The organism is Vibrio sp. D54 (assembly GCF_021728075.1).
Classification (GTDB): Bacteria; Pseudomonadota; Gammaproteobacteria; order Enterobacterales; family Vibrionaceae; genus Vibrio; species Vibrio alginolyticus.
The window spans coordinates 131874-147488 of record NZ_JAKKCS010000002.1 but is presented as its reverse complement, the minus strand read 5'-3'; the positions used below and the strand labels follow the sequence as shown (position 1 = coordinate 147488).

The window sequence follows — 15615 nt, the reverse complement described above, 5'->3', positions numbered from 1 at the left end:
TGCCAAATGTGTTCCGTAGCGTTATCAAAAACTGGCAACATTTATAAACCAATAATAAACAATGAGTTATGTAAATACTGCTCCAACATGACTCACAAAAAAGGAATGAGCATCACAAGGATGAGTAACCAAATGCCCCAAACTGCACCAATGCTGTGCATCCATCACACTAAGGATGCAAACCAACAAGCTGCGAGTCTGATAAACTGGCAACAGGAATATGACCAACTCAGCGATGGTCGATTTTTAGGTCAAATTCGAGAACGACGATTTCCCAATTTCCATGTGTTTCGTGAAGACAGTAACCGCTCGCTAAGACAGCAATGCAGGGTTGAAGAGGGAGGTATTTGGTTGGGTTTGAGTGCGGAAAATAAGCCGCTACACCTAAATCACTGTCAGTTTAATTCAAGCCAGCTTTTGCTTAGGCAAGGTGGCGCTGATTTTGAGTTAATGACACCGGAGCAGTTTTCTATCTATGGAATAGTGCTCGACAAAAACTTCGTTCACATCATAGAAAATCAACTTGAGCTTGGGAGTATCCAGAACAACATATTTCACTTAACGGGTTTGACGGAAAAACACATTCAACAACTTAAATACTACTTAGGCACGTTACTTGGTTCCGCCGAGCCAAGATGGTCTGAAACCACACATCAAGCAATCTTAAAAGACATTGTGCTGGAGTTGTTCTCACTCAGTTCACTGCACACGAGCCATCCGATATCAATCTCTCATCGTCAACACGTGATGCAGCGTATAAAACAACAGCTACAGGATCTAGACTACCGTACACCAATAACCGTCAGTGAACTGTGTGACGCAGTACACGTCAGTCGTCGCACACTACAGTACACCTTTGAACATTGCTGTAATACTTCCCCAAAGCAGTTCATACATCGAATGCGCCTGAATCAAGTACGTAGAGTGCTACAAAGCCCTGAAGATAATCGAACAATTGCAGAAATTGCTTTTGACTTTGGTTTTTTCCATCTCGGGCAGTTCAGTCAAAGCTACAAGCGGCTATTTGGTGAGACGCCAACTGAAACGAGAAAATGGGAGCCCAGCAAATAAAATGACAGGCAGTATATTCTTTCAGATCCTGCGTTGGGGCCATGTTATGCAGTCGCAATGATTTGCTGAAACTTAGCATGAAGCTCTTCAAGTGCCGCTTCAACATCCGGTTCTGCACGGCTCAAGTGCGAGATTAACGTCATAAAATAGCAGTCAAAAATCAGCGGTATTTTTCCCTCAAGGACGGAGCTTCCGTTTACAGATTGAAACAAAGCTTGGTTAAACGACTGATAATAATCCAAATCCCAAATCACCTCTTTCAACAAAGCTCGGCTCAGCTCAACGTTCGCAAAATAGTAGCGATAGTATTTCTCCGTCAGCGCCAAACCAATGTCGATATCGGTTTTACCTTCCACACTGACTAGCGTTTCTTGGCTGATCTGTTGCAGTTGCGCCAGCATCCCTTCGCGCAAAATCGACAGTTTAGTCGGGAAATGGCTAAACACTGTGCCATCGGCTACTCCTGCTTCTCTCGCTATCTGCCTTGTGGTCGTCATGTCATAGCCATTTTGAGCAAAAGATGCCCATGCGGCTTTTAGAATTTTATCTCTGGTTTGTTGTCGCTTCGTCATTGATGTGTCTGCTTAATGAGCCTGAAAGGATCATACCTTGCGTGGTTGAGATTGACAAATTGAGCGCGCTCATTTATAAAATTGAGCATGCTCATTTTATGTAAAAACAAAAGGAATCGCTCATGTACGTATTAAACAAACTAGGCCAAGGATTGATTTTCTTCCCGACCATCTTCTGCTTTTCGTATATTTTAAGACCGATATTAATGGTCATCCTTATTCCAGGAGGACTCGCACTTTTGGCGTTAATCGGTGGCGCAGAAGTCAGAGCAGAACTCAAAGCCATGCTGCTTGAGGAGTTTTTTGGCGTTAGCCCATCGCACACCACCTCGAAAAAGGCGTGAGTGCGCTACAAACGTTGGCAAGGCTAAGTAAAAAAGAAAACGCGCAGATATCGAGATCTCAATACCTGCGCGTAGATGTGGTGAAAATAAGACTGGCGTTAGTCAGTATTCATGTTCTGACCAATTCGCCATAAAACGCCGCTAGGGTCAAACAAACAACATTCGCGCATGCCCCAAGGTTGCTCGACCAGCTCAGTCAAACGCGAACCAAATTCCTCATGACCCACTTTGGATAAGTGCTGATGCCAACTTTCTGCGTCTTCTACGAGCAAGTGCATCATGAAGTTATTGCCGTGTTCTGGCTCATAAAAATTCTGTAAAAGAAACGCGCAGCTACCTTGAGAGAAGTATGCTACATCACCGAAGTCCGATGCCATTTCAAAGCCAATCGCCTCATAAAAGCGTTTTGATAGCGCGTAATCTTTCGCCGGAACAAATGATTTGATTTCAACAATATTGAGGTTTTCCATTTCCAATTTCCTAAGCCTTTTTCCATAAAACTGACTGACGTAATCTCGCTCTATGCCTTCTATTCGCCTTGCGTAATCTGCTGTGATGACAGTGGCACACACTCTGCCATTTGCGTTTGTAACCACGTGATAAATTTATGTTCGAGTTCTGTACGCTTTTTATCTTGACTCAATAAAACGTAATTGCAACTTGATGGAGAAAACCCAAATGGTGCGACCAAATTACCACGCTTAATATCGTCCATGACAAAAGGATACGATCCCATTGCGACGCCTAAGCCATCCACTGCGGCTTGTATGCAAAAATAAAAATGCGCGAATGATTGCTGAGTGTTGCCGTTGAAAGTTTCACAACGCGTTGATTGCTGCCAATCCGCCCAAGCATTCGGTCTGGTTTGGCTATTCAACAATCGAGCTGCTTTCAAATTGTCTTTAATGGATTGCCAATACTCAGGAGAAAATACCGGCCCCACCCACTCTTCCACAAGAATGGTTTTGTCGTAATCGTGATGCTGCGCAAAATCGTCTCGACGAATCGCCATCGAAAGCCCAGTTGATCCTAATGTTACCGGGCCACCAGCCGTCGACAAACGAACATCAGCACGGTGTTCATCATTAAACGCGGCCAACCTTGGCATCAACCAGCGCATGGTTAATGTCGGCTCACAAGACACTTCAAGATGCTGATGCTTCTCTTGAATAAGCGTATTCACGCCTGTTTCTAGCGTTTGGAATGCCGTTTCTGTGTATGTCTTGAGTAATTCGCCTTCCGCCGTCAACACGACTTTCCTGCCCTCTTTGAAGAACAAAGGTTGAGACAGATATTGCTCAAGTTGCTTGATCTGCTTACTCACGGCTCCGTGGGTAATGTTTAGTTTGTCAGCCGCTTCAGTGTAGCTTGAAGAACTCGCCGCAACGTGGAAGACATAAAAAGATTTCAGGTGACGCATCTGTGAGTTTTTCTCACCAATATGGGAATATTTTTCGATTATAGTCAGTAATAAAGACGCCTACAATTCCGCTACATCCCAGACTTCATCATTCAAACAGGAAACCGATATGGAATTTGTAACTCTTGCGTTATTAGGTGTGCTTATTGTTATTAGCCCTGGCGCAGACTTTGTTTTGGTATTAAGAAATAGCTTAAATCAAGGACGAAAAGCAGGCGTGTACAGTGCGATTGGTATCAGCATGGCGATCAGCATCCACATCGCTTACTCCATGCTGGGGATCAGTTACTTAATTTCACAAAATGAATGGTTGTTTAATCTCGTGCGCTATCTTGGGGCCGCTTATCTTGTCTACCTTGGGATTAAAGGAATATTCTCCTCGCAACCTGCATCAAACTCAGAAACCGTTCAACAGAGCGAGTATTCAATGTGGCGATTTTTCATGCAGGGACTTCTGTGTAATTTACTCAATCCCAAGACGATGCTGTTTTTTCTGAGTATTTTTAGCCAAGTGATTTCTCCCGACTCTAGTCAGCAACACATCGCCTTTTTTTACGGGATTTATATGATTGCGCTGCATGGTATTTGGTTTTCTATCGTTGCTGTTTTATTCACGTCATCCCAGCTACAAGCTTTCTTGTTGAAGATTAAGCATCGACTCAATCAAGCATGTGGGGCGGGATTGATCATTTTCGGCGCGATGCTGGGCTTAAAGGTGTAGTACGCTTGCGGTCCGATTATCCCAATTCAAATTGATCATTGAACAAGTGGCAGTAATCAATTAAAAATCTACATTATCAATACTTTAAATTAGAAAAAAACAGCCAACGTACGCTGGCTGTTTCGATACAGTTAATGGATGACCCGGGCGTCCCCTTTAAATAACTGAGACAGATCGATAGTGAATATCGTCACTGTCGGACGTTTAGGCAGAGCATTTTCGATCGAAAACTCTGGCCCAGCTGGAACGAGGGGGAAGTGAATAGCAGTCGGCCACGTTGACGAAGCTTCATTACCGCCCGGCTCAGATATTGAGAAAGAAAACGCAGGTAAACGGGTCATAACACTTACCTCAAATGACTGATTAGCGGGCTCAAGCGAGCCCGCTTAGGTTTTGCAATGTTATTGTTATTTTAACGCTTACTTAATCACTAACGATTGATGACGTTAGATATCAAGTTCTTTGTCTTCAACGTGGTTGGTGATCATCGCTTCAGTGGTGATCATCAAGCCAGCAACAGACGCAGCGAATTGAAGCGCTGAGCGTGTTACTTTCGCAGGGTCCAAGATACCCATTTCGATCATGTTGCCGTATTCACCTGTTGCAGCGTTGTAACCGTAATCGGCATCACCCGCTTTGACAGCGTTCGCCACAACAGAAGCTTCGTCACCTGCGTTAGTTGCGATTTGACGAAGAGGCTCTTCCATTGCACGTAGCGCGACTCGGATACCCACGTTTTGGTCATCATTGTCGCCTTTTAGATCCGCCAATTCTTTCGCGATCTTAGTTAGGGCAACACCACCACCAGCAACAATACCTTCTTCAACCGCTGCGCGAGTAGCGTGTAGCGCATCGTCCACGCGATCTTTCTTCTCTTTCATCTCAACTTCGGTTGCAGCGCCGATCTTGATCACCGCTACGCCGCCAGATAACTTCGCAACACGTTGTTGAAGCTTGTCTTTATCGTATTGAGAGGTGGTTGTTTCGATTTGTTTTTCAATCGAAGCCACACGATCAGCAATCGCGCTTGCTTCTGCTGCACCACCCACGATGGTTGTTGTGTCTTTGGTGATGGTCACTTTCTTCGCACTACCTAGTTGCTCTAACGTTGCTTTTTCGAGCTCTAGGCCGATTTCTTCAGAGATGACCGTACCAGCAGTTAGTACCGCAATGTCTTCCATCATCGCTTTACGGTTGTCACCAAAGCCAGGCGCTTTCACCGCGGTCGCACGCACGATGCCGCGCATGTTGTTCACAACCAATGTCGCTAGCGCTTCACCTTCGATGTCTTCAGCAATGATCAATAGCGAGCGAGAAGATTTCGCCACTTCTTCTAGTACAGGCAATAGCTCGCGGATGCTGCTGACTTTTTTGTCCACCAATAGGATGTAAGGGTTGTCTAGCTCGACGCTGCCATTTTCTTGGTTAGTGATGAAGTATGGCGACAAGTAACCGCGGTCAAATTGCATACCTTCAACCACAGACAATTCGTTGTTTAGACCTTGGCCTTCTTCAACCGTAATCACGCCATTGCGACCCACTTTCTCCATCGCTTCTGCAATGATTTCACCGATCGCGCGATCGCTGTTTGCAGAAATGCTACCCACTTGGGTGATAGATTCTTTGTCGCTGCATGGCTTAGACATTTCACGTAGTTTCTCAACCGCCGCTTCAGTGGCTTTGTCGATACCACGTTTTAGGTCCATTGGGTTCATGCCAGAGGCTACCGCTTTAAGACCTTCATTGATGAAAGATTGCGCCAGTACGGTAGCGGTCGTTGTACCGTCCCCCGCTTCATCATTCGCTTTGGACGCCACTTGTTTCACCATTTGTGCGCCCATGTTTTCGAACTTATCTTTCAGTTCGATTTCTTTCGCTACAGACACGCCATCTTTGGTGATGGTTGGCGCGCCGTAAGATTTATCAAGCACAACGTTGCGGCCTTTCGGGCCTAGTGTCACTTTTACTGCGTCCGCCAGTAAGTTCACACCTTTCAGCATTTTTTGACGTGCGTCATTAGCAAATAATACGTCTTTTGCAGCCATGGTTATCTCCTCAAAAAACTACTACAAAAATAATTACTCAACGATTGCTAACACATCAGATTCGGACAGAATTAAGTATTCTGCGCCGTCAATTTTCTCGGTTTTCACGCCGTAACCGTCATTGAAAATGATTTGGTCGCCCACTTTGACTTCCATCGCAGCGCGTTCGCCATTTTCAAGACGTTTACCTAAACCAACAGCAATGACTTTCCCGCGGTTTGATTTTTTCACCGACTGAGAAGTTAAAACGATTCCCCCTTCAGATTTATTTTCCACCTCTTGTCTTTCAACAATTAGCTTGTCATTTAAAGGACGAATTTTCATTTTTAAGTGCCTCCTACTTGGAACCAAAAATAAAAGACAAAATAAACATCAAGATGGATTTGCGAGTCGACAGCTCGCTTTCGATGAAAATAATAAGGTCGAAAAATTAGAGTTCAAGAGGTGAATTTGATAAAAATTTTTTATTAAATTAAATAAAATTTTCTATCGAATTATCGCATTCACAACCACTTAGCATCTCTTTATGATGGAAAATGTGCTCAATCAAATCTAGAGTGGTTACGTACTCTTAAAAAGGATAATCAAACAATGAAAAAGGCCGTATCTCTATTTCTTGCAACGTTATGCGTTGGCTTCCTCTCACCCAACGTGTCAGCTTCTGAACGCGCTGAACAAGGTTGGCAATTGATTGACGAGGGCGCGATGATTGTCGATGTGCGCACGCCGCAAGAGTTTTCTGAAGGGCATTTGGATAATGCCGTCAACTTCCCTTTATCTGAACTTGATAAACATTTTCAAGACGTCGATAAAGATCAAGCTATCGTGTTGTACTGTCGCAGTGGTAACCGCTCTGGCAAAGCGTATCAATACTTACAATCGCAAGGCTTTACGAATCTGCACAATGCAGGTGGCTTTGAAGAACTACAAGACGCCAAATAGTCGTCTCCGTTCTAATATACAAAGTAAAAGCACAGAGCGCGTCGCAAGCGTATTGTAACGCGCTCTGTTTCTAAATACTTATCTACAACAACTCTATTTTGGCCCTGCATCAAATTGAGTCAGGTTATCCGATATCTCGAGCCACGGCGCTTTCGACGCGACAAAAATATGGAAATCAGGCTTGTGAGAAGGTGTGTCATCCAAGATACCAAGGCGAATATTGACGATCCCATTGTTCTTTTTCGAATACAGACTTGATCCGCAGTGGCGACAAAAGCATAGCATGGTATTTTCGCTTTTCTGATAAGTTTGAATATCTTCTTTCCCTTGGATAATAAGCAGTTTATCCAACGCAATACCACCGGCAGATGAATAGTCAGAACCTGTGAACTTGCGGCATTCAGAGCAATGGCAATTTCCCATGTACTTGAATTCATCTGCCACTTCCAACTTTACCTTGCCGCACAGACATGAGCCTTTTAGTACTTCCATTTGAATTCCTTTTTGTTATGAATCTAATTGAATTAGATGGCTATCTCAACACCATGCCACTGCAATACGAAAAATTAAAGACAGGCAATACAGGTTTTCAAAAATGAAACGAAAATGTAAAACATTCCATTCAGAGGGAAGTGCGCTCGACACGTGAAAAATCGAGCTATTTTAGATACAAAAACACCAAGCAATAACGCTTGGTGTTTACCTCACAGAATGTCGCCTCAGAAAAGGCGCTTTCCGCTGTGCTTAAAAAATGCAGTGTTTAGTAAAGCTGGTCGCTTCGTTTGCAGTCCAGTCACCTTTCGGCTTATCTTTCAGGTTTTCACACCATTGCTCGCTGCCGACACCATCTTGCAGAACACAATGCTTTGCAAAGTCTACCGCGTTGTCTGCTGTCCATTCTGTTTTTGGCTTATCGCGCATGTCGTTACACCAGCCTTCAGTGCCCACTTCATCACTACAAGCGGTCAAAGCAGAAGCCGCCAACATCAGCATGACTAGTTTTTTCATAAATTTAAGGTTCCAGTTGCAAACAATAGTAAAATTAAACTCAATCTCTTCAACACATGCCCATTCAAGTGTCTGAATAAAGGCGTCACTAGCTGAAGTGACTTTTGTATCAACTATAACGAAATTATCAGTCTACGTGTTAAGACACCGAAAAATTATTGAGCGACTCTGTGTAAAGCGCGCCATTCTAAAAGCTATAGGCAGCGCGCTTTTGTTAGCTCACCAACCTTAAAAGAGCCAGTACCAAAGCACGCTAAACGCAGCTCTAATGCCATTTGTTCAAAGTGATCGACGACAGACTGCGTGCTGATCGTCGCAGCTTTTAATACCGCACCAGCTTGCCCAATGAGATTAGCACCCAAATGAATGGCTTTCGCCGCTTCAAGTCCGTTATGAACACCTCCCGAGGCGATCAAGGGTAATGTAGGATGCAGTGCGCGGATTTGAGCCAAACATGTTGCTGTAGGGACACCCCAATCGCGGAAAAGCTCGGCTGCACGCTGCATTTTCGGATTGTCTTGGCAATACCCTTCAACCGCACTCCAGCTTGTGCCACCCGCGCCCGCAACGTCAATTGCATCCACACCAGCATCAATTAATCGCTGCGCAATGTGTCCGCTAATACCAAAACCGACTTCTTTGATAATGATAGGAACCTTCACGCGAGATTTAAGCATCTCAATTGCCTGGAAAACACCAACCCAATTGTGGTCGCCATTTTTCTGAAACGCTTCCTGCATTGGATTAACGTGCACAAACAAGGCATCGGCTTGAATCGCCTCAACCGCACGTTGCGCATTATCGAGTTTACCTTTATCGAGCAATTGAGCGGCTCCAAGATTGGAATACAACGGTACTTCTTTCGCCAACTCACGAATGGTTTTACCCAAGCCCGAATGCTGACTTTCTTCTAAGCTAATCCGTTGCGAGCCCACACCCATGGCAATACCTAATTCACTTGCTGCTTCAGCTAGACGACAATTGATCGTTTCTGCGTCTTTTGCTCCGCCAGTCATCGAGCTAATCAAAAACGGTAGCGCTAATTGATGACCAAGAAACTCTGTCGATAAATCGATCGCGTGAAAGTCACATTCTGGCAGCGCACAGTGTTCAAACTCGACAGACTCAAAACCCGCCGTTTTATGCTTCATGCTCATATCATGATGTAAAACAGCATCTAGGTGTAAATCTTTTCGGTTAGTTTGCGGAGCCATAATGTCACCCTAAAGTAAAACAGTCGCGCAGTATTGCGATCCTTATCAGTAACGTCAATGCGAATTTTGTGAATTTGCCGGATTACTTTTCCGAAACGAGTAATGAATCTCGACTGCCCCTGACATTATAAGAAAAGAAACTCGCTTTCCGTTTTAAACAAGCCGGCAAGTTTCTCTTCAAATTGAGATAATCAGCGTACGATACCCATGATGAAAATGGATCACATTGCTCTGTAGTTTACTTTACGCTGTCCGACAGAATTAGCGATACAACAGTGCTTGTCGTCGTTGGTTCAAACTGTTCGGGATCATCACAGAATTGAATTTTTCCTTTTTCTTCTACATGGAACAGCGGTACAACTGAACTACCTTTGTGATGCGCTAAATAATCTTGATACGTGAAGTTATCGCTCAATTTCGTGTGTTTAACCTCTGCACCACGACTTAACATACTGGCTAGCTGGGTATAGCTTACATTGCCGCCCATCAGCAATTTACCATGGTACTCCTGAGCCACGGAGTGCTTCTCGCTGCCATTGCCGTTGGTTTTCACTTTTTGTAAGCAGTGAACTTTATCTTCCCCAAACTCGTCGACGAATTGCATGCAAGCCATAATGTTGAAATGCTGATCGGGCGTTAATGCAACCACTTGACCTATTCCTATCAAGTTCAAGTTGTCGTCCGCGTGACTAGAAATAGGGTTGCCGTAATAGTAATCCAGTCCCAACATACGAACCTGACTGATGTACTCCCAGTTTGAGTCAGTCATTAATACGCGACGGTCATAACGCGACAACGCCTGCCCTATTTCTCTTGCTACTCGGTTAGCACCAATCAACAAGAAGCCGCGTGGTGCTGGCTCTGCGACGCCCAACGTCAGCGCTACAGGACGTGCCGTCGCACTTTGTAACACGACCGTTCCTATAATCACCATGAAGGTCATAGGGACCAGTAAAATCGCTTCATCAATGCCGTATTCAGTCAATTTGATCGCGAAAAGAGACGAAATCGAAGCAGCAACAATACCGCGCGGTGCAACCCAAGACAAAAACAGCTTATCTTTGAGACGCAAGTTGCTGCGGAAGGTTGAAAGAAAAATCGATAACGGACGCGACACTAACTGCATAAATACAAACAACAATAACGCACCGCTACCTAGCGCAGCAAAATCATCCAGACTGATTCGAGCCGCAAGGAAGATGAACAATCCGGTGATCAGTAAAATGGTTAAATGCTCTTTAAAATGCAGAATTTGCTGAATATTGATGTCTTTAGCGTTTGCGAGCCACATACCCATTACGGTGACGGTTAGTAACCCAGCTTCAGACTCAATGTGGTTAGAGACCGAAAATACACCTAGAACCACCATCAAAACCGCAAATGGCTGCAAATATTCCGGTAGCCAAGAACGACGCATGATCGTCGCAACTGCATAGCCTGAGGCCGCACCTAGCATGACACCGACAGCAATGATCGTCCCAAACACTTCGACGCTATTTATCGCACTGTGAGATACGATAAACTCGTAAACCATCACAACAAAAAGCGCACCGAGCGGGTCAATCAAAATCCCTTCCCATCGCAAAATGTTAGCAAGCGTACTGTTAGGTCTTACGGTTCGTAGAAGTGGCACGATGACCGTCGGCCCTGTTACTACGGTTAAGCTGCCGAACAACATGGCAAGCTCCCAAGTAAAGCCGAGGAAATAGTGTGTTGCGATACTGGTCGCTGCCCACGAAATGATCGCCCCGATGGAAACAATGCTCCATACCGAACCACTCACGCCACGAATTTCTTTAAAATTTAAGGTCAAACTGCCTTCAAATAAAATCACTGCCACCGCTAAAGAGACCAACGGAAAGAGCAAATTACCTAATATCTCATCAGGGTTTAACCACTGCATAAATGGCCCGACGATCAGCCCTGCCAACAACAAAAATAAAATCGCTGGCAAACGCAATCGCCAAGCTAACCATTGGCAACCTAAACCAATAACCCCAACCGCTGACAGCACCAGCGCTTCATTACCCACTTGCATCAATAATTACCTGTTTTTGTCTTTTTTCGCGTGAATGCGCTATACCCGAATACATTCAGCCTTACGGTCAAATAGAAACAACCGAACGTGCAAATCAAACGACTGACCTTCGATGACATCGCTACGAAACGCACATGTTTGAAGTCATTTGGCGATCGCATCAGAACTATGAATATAGTTGACCCCCAATGACTTAACGACTCATTTTTGTTCATCAGGTTTTAAAGTGGCACACAAGTGTGCGACTTTGTCGAATTCATCATTACGCATTGAGTTTCATTATGTAGAATGATTTCTAAAGAAAGCGCGGAACCTAGCACTATATGAGGCTAAGGCATAGAGCATGAACTAAGCTTTAGCGTAAGTGCTCAAAGTTAAGAATCGTGTGTCACGCGACGTACGCAAGGAGAAATGGATTGTACGTAATACTAGCACTGTTCATGGCGTGTCTCGCCATCCTCATCGGAGTGAAAGCCGCCAACCGAGCTGCACTTTTAGAAAAAGAACTAACCAAACTTCGTGAGGAAGTCACATCACTACGAGCCAGTGTCCATGGGGGCTCAAGCCCACAAGTGCACCAACAATCCAGCATCGAAAAAGACACACCATCTGTAGCGACGTCACCTCACATAGAATCACAACAGAAAAATGTCTCATCCTCTGGGGAACATGATCCAGCTGCCAACCTAGACTTGGACCAGAGCGCTGCGAATCAAGGGTACGCCCAGACAAGAGAAGTGCAACTGGATGTTTTTAGTCAAGAAAATGAGTCATTCCTTCAGAGTAAAGTTCAGAGCCTGCTTAGCAACATTCAAGAAAATTGGTTGGTTTGGGTAGGCGCATTGGCCATGCTGATCGGTGGAGGTTATCTCGTACAGGTGATTGGTAGTCACATCCAGTTTTCGCCATTTATGCGAGTGTCCTTTGCCTTTGTGATCTCATTACTTATGGTGCTTGTTGGCGAGTGGTTTCACCGTAAAGAACAACAGAATCCGCAACGGGCAGCACGAGCCCAAGGCTTTACGTATGTTCCTGCTGCCGTTACCGGTACGGGATTAACGGGCATTTACTGCACCGTCATTTTTGCCTTTGTGGTTTATCAAATGCTAACGCCGAGTATCTCGTTGATCATCTTGGCTTCAGCGGCATTTTTCAGTTTAGCATTATCATTGCGACAAGGGCCGTTAATGGCCGTGCTTGGCTTAATTGGTGGCTACACAGCACCACTGTGGATTGGAGGTAATGAACCCAACTACTTCTTGTTAGCCGGATACATCTGCGCGATTTCGTTCGCGGCGACCTTATTGATGCAAAAAGTGCGTAGGGCATGGATTACGCCAAGTATCGCGATTCCACATGTCATTTGGATGTTGCTGTTGATTGAGAGTGTACCAACAGAACGGTTGTTCTCGTGGCTCGCGATTTATCTCTCCATCACTTTGTATCTCATTTTCGCGGTTCCGAGAATGGGTTGGATGCTCAATCCTCGCTTTCGTCACTATCAAAGCAAGTGGACAAACTCGCCGACCGCTACCGCTCTCGCAATTGTATTATTGACCTTTTCTGCCGTCACCAGAATGCCGGAGCTGAACACTCTACAAATGGCGTACTGTTATACGCTGCTTGTTGCGATCATCTGGCTACCAGCACTTCGTACAGGCTGGTCATTACGTGTATTTTTGCCATCCATTCTCGTCTCGGCAACCGCGCAGATTGTTCTTACCATCGCTTTTGATGCGCTGTATATGTTAGAACGAGAAGCTAGCATCCTATTCGCATTGGCCGCGAGTATTGCGCTGATCGGCTATCGAACATATTGCCAATCACTTAGTGACCGTTCGCAACTCAGTGGGCTGCTTCTGCTGGTACTGGCTCCCGCGATGAGCTTAATTACGTTGTTTTATATTGACGAATTTATGCAGGGCTACCTGTGGTATTGGACTGCATTCTGCGCATTGATGGCCACTTACTATGTTGTGCTTGGTCAGCGTGCACGTTCGTTGGCATTAGAATGCTCTGCCGTTATGCATGCTTTAATCGTAGGTATCGCTTTTGTTTGGTTGAGCGATACTTGGTTAACAACAGCAATCTCAATACAAGTTGCGATAATGGCCTTACAGGCTCAAGTCGGGTTATTTCGACCTGCGAGTTGGGCGATTAAAGTGGCAATGGGAATACTGGTTATCCGACTCACGCTGCTACCTTTCATACCCGAATGGCAACCGGTAGAAGCCGGGCATTGGGCTTGGGTTCTGGTGAGTTATCTGCCTTCTCTCTTCATCTTGTCTTATGCTCGTTCAACACTAAAACAAGTGGACCGAGAACTGACCAACTGGTTTGAAGGGGCGTTTTTACATGTATTCTTAATGGCATTGTTCACCCAAACTAACTACTGGTTAACGGGGCAATATGGTTACTTGGGGCACATCGACTTCACAAGTGCGGCAGTCTTTGCCAATCAAGCATTAGTTATGGGTTTGGTATACAGCTACCGCAGCCAATTTGCGCAACGCTTAAGCCGTATCTACGAAATCTATAGTTACTTGCTTTGGTGCGCGTTCGCTATATTGATTATTTTGCTTAATACGGCAGAATCGCCGTTGGTGACTGATAACGTCTCTGCACAAGCACTTCCCATCTTTAACATGCTGAGTATCGGCTGGCTGTTACCAGCTTGCATCCTGCTTATCGCAACCTTTAAACGCTGGAATACGTTGCAAGTTCATCGATTTGCGATTGCTAGTCTAGGCTTTTTACTTGCAGCCATTTGGTTGGGGATGTCTATCCGTCAATTCTGGCAAACCACATCGATGATGCTGTATCAGCCAACCAGCATGGCAGAGTTGTTCAGTTATTCAGTGGCTGGCTTGCTCGTAGGTGGATTGTTGACTTGGCGCGGCGTGACCCAACAGGGGCTGATGATGCAGCGTGTCGGTCTAGTGGTCCTTGCCTGTGTCGCACTGAAAGTATTCTTATGGGATGTGAGCTCTCTGGATGGGTTCTGGCGAGCAATAAGCTTCTTAGGCTTAGGTGCATCTTTGATAGCACTTGGATGGCTATTCCAGAAATTGAATCGTTCGGTGGCAAAAGCACTCGAGCCCTAGACGAGTCAAAGAGAGATTCCCGACAGTGCGCTGTTTTCGTTATTGGGGGACGATAACAGTGTAAAGCCGGGAATCATTGGAGTGTTCGTTACTTCAGTAAAGCGACCACGGTATGACGACGCACGTTTGCTTGCGCATTCAATGCCTGAAAAGTCGAAGTAAACTCGCCAGACTTTTGCATGAATCCATCCAGTTTTGCATTCACCTCATTGACTGAAAGCTGTGCGGTTTTGGTTTGGATAGAACGCATTTGAGTATTCAGTTCACCATGAAAAGCTTTCGCTTCTTGCAAGCTCGTTTGAACTTGTTTCAGATGCTGATTTACTTTGGCAATCGTCTGCTTGATGCCGTCGCGTGAGCCTAGATCAAACCCGAGCTCCGCAATACCATCTGGCTCAGACTTTAAGTTCAAAACGTTAGGCTGTCCCGCAGGGAATCGGTGCCCTTCCCCCGTTACCATCACCTTTTGCTGCATTTGTTGATAAGCGTTGTCTCTGGCTTCAAATAAAATGCTGCCATCATCGGCTAATGAGGCTCGCATTCCTAACGCAATCAAGCTGCGATCCAGCATTTTGACCGTTCGCTCACCGTCTGATTGTCCATCAAACTGAATCATCACCGCTTGACCTTGAGGAAAATCCAAACGGATTTGCTCGGCCTTGTCGCTTAAGCGATGAACATTCAAACCTGGAATAGAAAAGCGACGAATATCCGCTTTATCCAGTTTTAAGTGCAGTTCGTTATTTAGGACTTTCTGGCCATCGAAACGTGCTTGCTCAACGACTTTTTGGATGGTGGCTTTAGAACGAACCAATGTATCCTGCAAACCAGGAACATTTTGTACGCCTTGATTAATAGCTTGCGCCAAACCACGTTTAATTTGCGTGAGCTCTTTGCCAATCACCTGCAGCGATTTGGACGCGATCTGAACCGCCGTGGCTTGCTGCTGACCCTGTGTAAGCTGAATACCAGATACAGAGTAGGCTGACGCAGTGTCAGCCTGAATTTGCGCCGGGCGCGGTTTAATTGCCGTACTTGAGTCTGCAGAACGGGTCGGCATGATAGAGGCTTGTTCTTGTCCACCTAAGCGTATGCTATGGGGTCTAACCTCTACTGTACTCATTACCATAAAAAGA

The 15615-nt window shown here is 45.3% G+C and carries 16 protein-coding genes; 5 read left to right on the top strand and 11 right to left on the bottom strand.

Annotated elements, in window-relative coordinates; genetic code table 11:
• The first annotated feature begins 120 nt into the window (after window positions 1–120).
• Window positions 121–1071: a helix-turn-helix domain-containing protein gene (locus L3V37_RS03310; protein ID WP_237305832.1), complete on the top strand. Its 951-nt coding sequence runs from the start codon at window positions 121–123 to the stop codon at window positions 1069–1071.
• A 44-nt stretch (window positions 1072–1115) separates the two neighbouring features.
• On the opposite strand, the gene L3V37_RS03305 is transcribed toward L3V37_RS03310, so the two are convergent.
• Window positions 1116–1643, bottom strand: coding sequence for a TetR/AcrR family transcriptional regulator (locus L3V37_RS03305; protein WP_005373975.1), 528 nt, complete (start codon window positions 1641–1643; stop codon window positions 1116–1118).
• Window positions 1644–1765: 122 nt separating this feature from the next.
• Between L3V37_RS03305 and L3V37_RS03300 the strand changes: the two genes are divergently transcribed.
• Window positions 1766–1987, top strand: coding sequence for a hypothetical protein (locus L3V37_RS03300; protein ID WP_017635120.1), 222 nt, complete (start codon window positions 1766–1768; stop codon window positions 1985–1987).
• Window positions 1988–2085: 98 nt separating this feature from the next.
• Here L3V37_RS03300 and L3V37_RS03295 read toward each other — a convergent pair whose 3' ends face one another.
• A complete protein-coding gene (locus L3V37_RS03295; protein WP_005373979.1) occupies window positions 2086–2457 on the bottom strand; it encodes a VOC family protein in 372 nt (123 codons plus the stop codon).
• Window positions 2458–2516: 59 nt separating this feature from the next.
• A complete protein-coding gene (locus L3V37_RS03290) occupies window positions 2517–3407 on the bottom strand; it encodes a LysR family transcriptional regulator (RefSeq protein WP_005388706.1) in 891 nt (296 codons plus the stop codon).
• Between the two features lie 109 nt (window positions 3408–3516).
• Here L3V37_RS03290 and L3V37_RS03285 point away from each other — a divergent pair, with 109 nt between their 5' ends.
• The gene (locus L3V37_RS03285) at window positions 3517–4128 is read left to right on the top strand and encodes a LysE family translocator (RefSeq protein ID WP_237305831.1); all 612 of its coding nucleotides are present in this window, start codon (window positions 3517–3519) and stop codon (window positions 4126–4128) included.
• Window positions 4129–4259: 131 nt separating this feature from the next.
• Here L3V37_RS03285 and L3V37_RS03280 read toward each other — a convergent pair whose 3' ends face one another.
• The 3 genes from L3V37_RS03280 to L3V37_RS03270 form a co-directional block, all read right to left on the bottom strand.
• A complete protein-coding gene (locus tag L3V37_RS03280; protein ID WP_005373984.1) occupies window positions 4260–4469 on the bottom strand; it encodes a hypothetical protein in 210 nt (69 codons plus the stop codon).
• A gap of 105 nt (window positions 4470–4574) precedes the next feature.
• On the bottom strand, window positions 4575–6173 hold the full coding sequence (groL, locus tag L3V37_RS03275) for a chaperonin GroEL (protein ID WP_005388702.1): 1599 nt from the start codon (window positions 6171–6173) through the stop codon (window positions 4575–4577).
• Window positions 6174–6206: 33 nt separating this feature from the next.
• Window positions 6207–6497, bottom strand: coding sequence for a co-chaperone GroES (locus L3V37_RS03270; RefSeq protein ID WP_005373989.1), 291 nt, complete (start codon window positions 6495–6497; stop codon window positions 6207–6209).
• A gap of 267 nt (window positions 6498–6764) precedes the next feature.
• Here L3V37_RS03270 and L3V37_RS03265 point away from each other — a divergent pair, with 267 nt between their 5' ends.
• A complete protein-coding gene (locus tag L3V37_RS03265) occupies window positions 6765–7115 on the top strand; it encodes a rhodanese-like domain-containing protein (RefSeq protein WP_025768015.1) in 351 nt (116 codons plus the stop codon).
• Between the two features lie 93 nt (window positions 7116–7208).
• Here the strand turns inward: L3V37_RS03265 and L3V37_RS03260 are convergent, their stop codons facing one another.
• The 4 genes from L3V37_RS03260 to L3V37_RS03245 form a co-directional block, all read right to left on the bottom strand.
• On the bottom strand, window positions 7209–7607 hold the full coding sequence (locus L3V37_RS03260; protein WP_005388696.1) for a GFA family protein: 399 nt from the start codon (window positions 7605–7607) through the stop codon (window positions 7209–7211).
• Between the two features lie 252 nt (window positions 7608–7859).
• Window positions 7860–8123, bottom strand: a complete 264-nt coding sequence (locus L3V37_RS03255) for a DUF3012 domain-containing protein (RefSeq protein WP_005373992.1) — start codon at window positions 8121–8123, stop codon at window positions 7860–7862.
• 194 nt (window positions 8124–8317) lie between these two features.
• The gene (gene fni / locus L3V37_RS03250; protein WP_222133102.1) at window positions 8318–9337 is read right to left on the bottom strand and encodes a type 2 isopentenyl-diphosphate Delta-isomerase; all 1020 of its coding nucleotides are present in this window, start codon (window positions 9335–9337) and stop codon (window positions 8318–8320) included.
• A 238-nt stretch (window positions 9338–9575) separates the two neighbouring features.
• On the bottom strand, window positions 9576–11375 hold the full coding sequence (locus L3V37_RS03245) for a sodium:proton antiporter (protein ID WP_130546454.1): 1800 nt from the start codon (window positions 11373–11375) through the stop codon (window positions 9576–9578).
• A 416-nt stretch (window positions 11376–11791) separates the two neighbouring features.
• Between L3V37_RS03245 and L3V37_RS03240 the strand changes: the two genes are divergently transcribed.
• A complete protein-coding gene (locus L3V37_RS03240; RefSeq protein ID WP_237305830.1) occupies window positions 11792–14479 on the top strand; it encodes a DUF2339 domain-containing protein in 2688 nt (895 codons plus the stop codon).
• Window positions 14480–14567: 88 nt separating this feature from the next.
• Here L3V37_RS03240 and L3V37_RS03235 read toward each other — a convergent pair whose 3' ends face one another.
• A complete protein-coding gene (locus L3V37_RS03235) occupies window positions 14568–15608 on the bottom strand; it encodes a flagellin (protein WP_237305829.1) in 1041 nt (346 codons plus the stop codon).
• Between the last annotated feature and the right edge of the window lie 7 nt (window positions 15609–15615).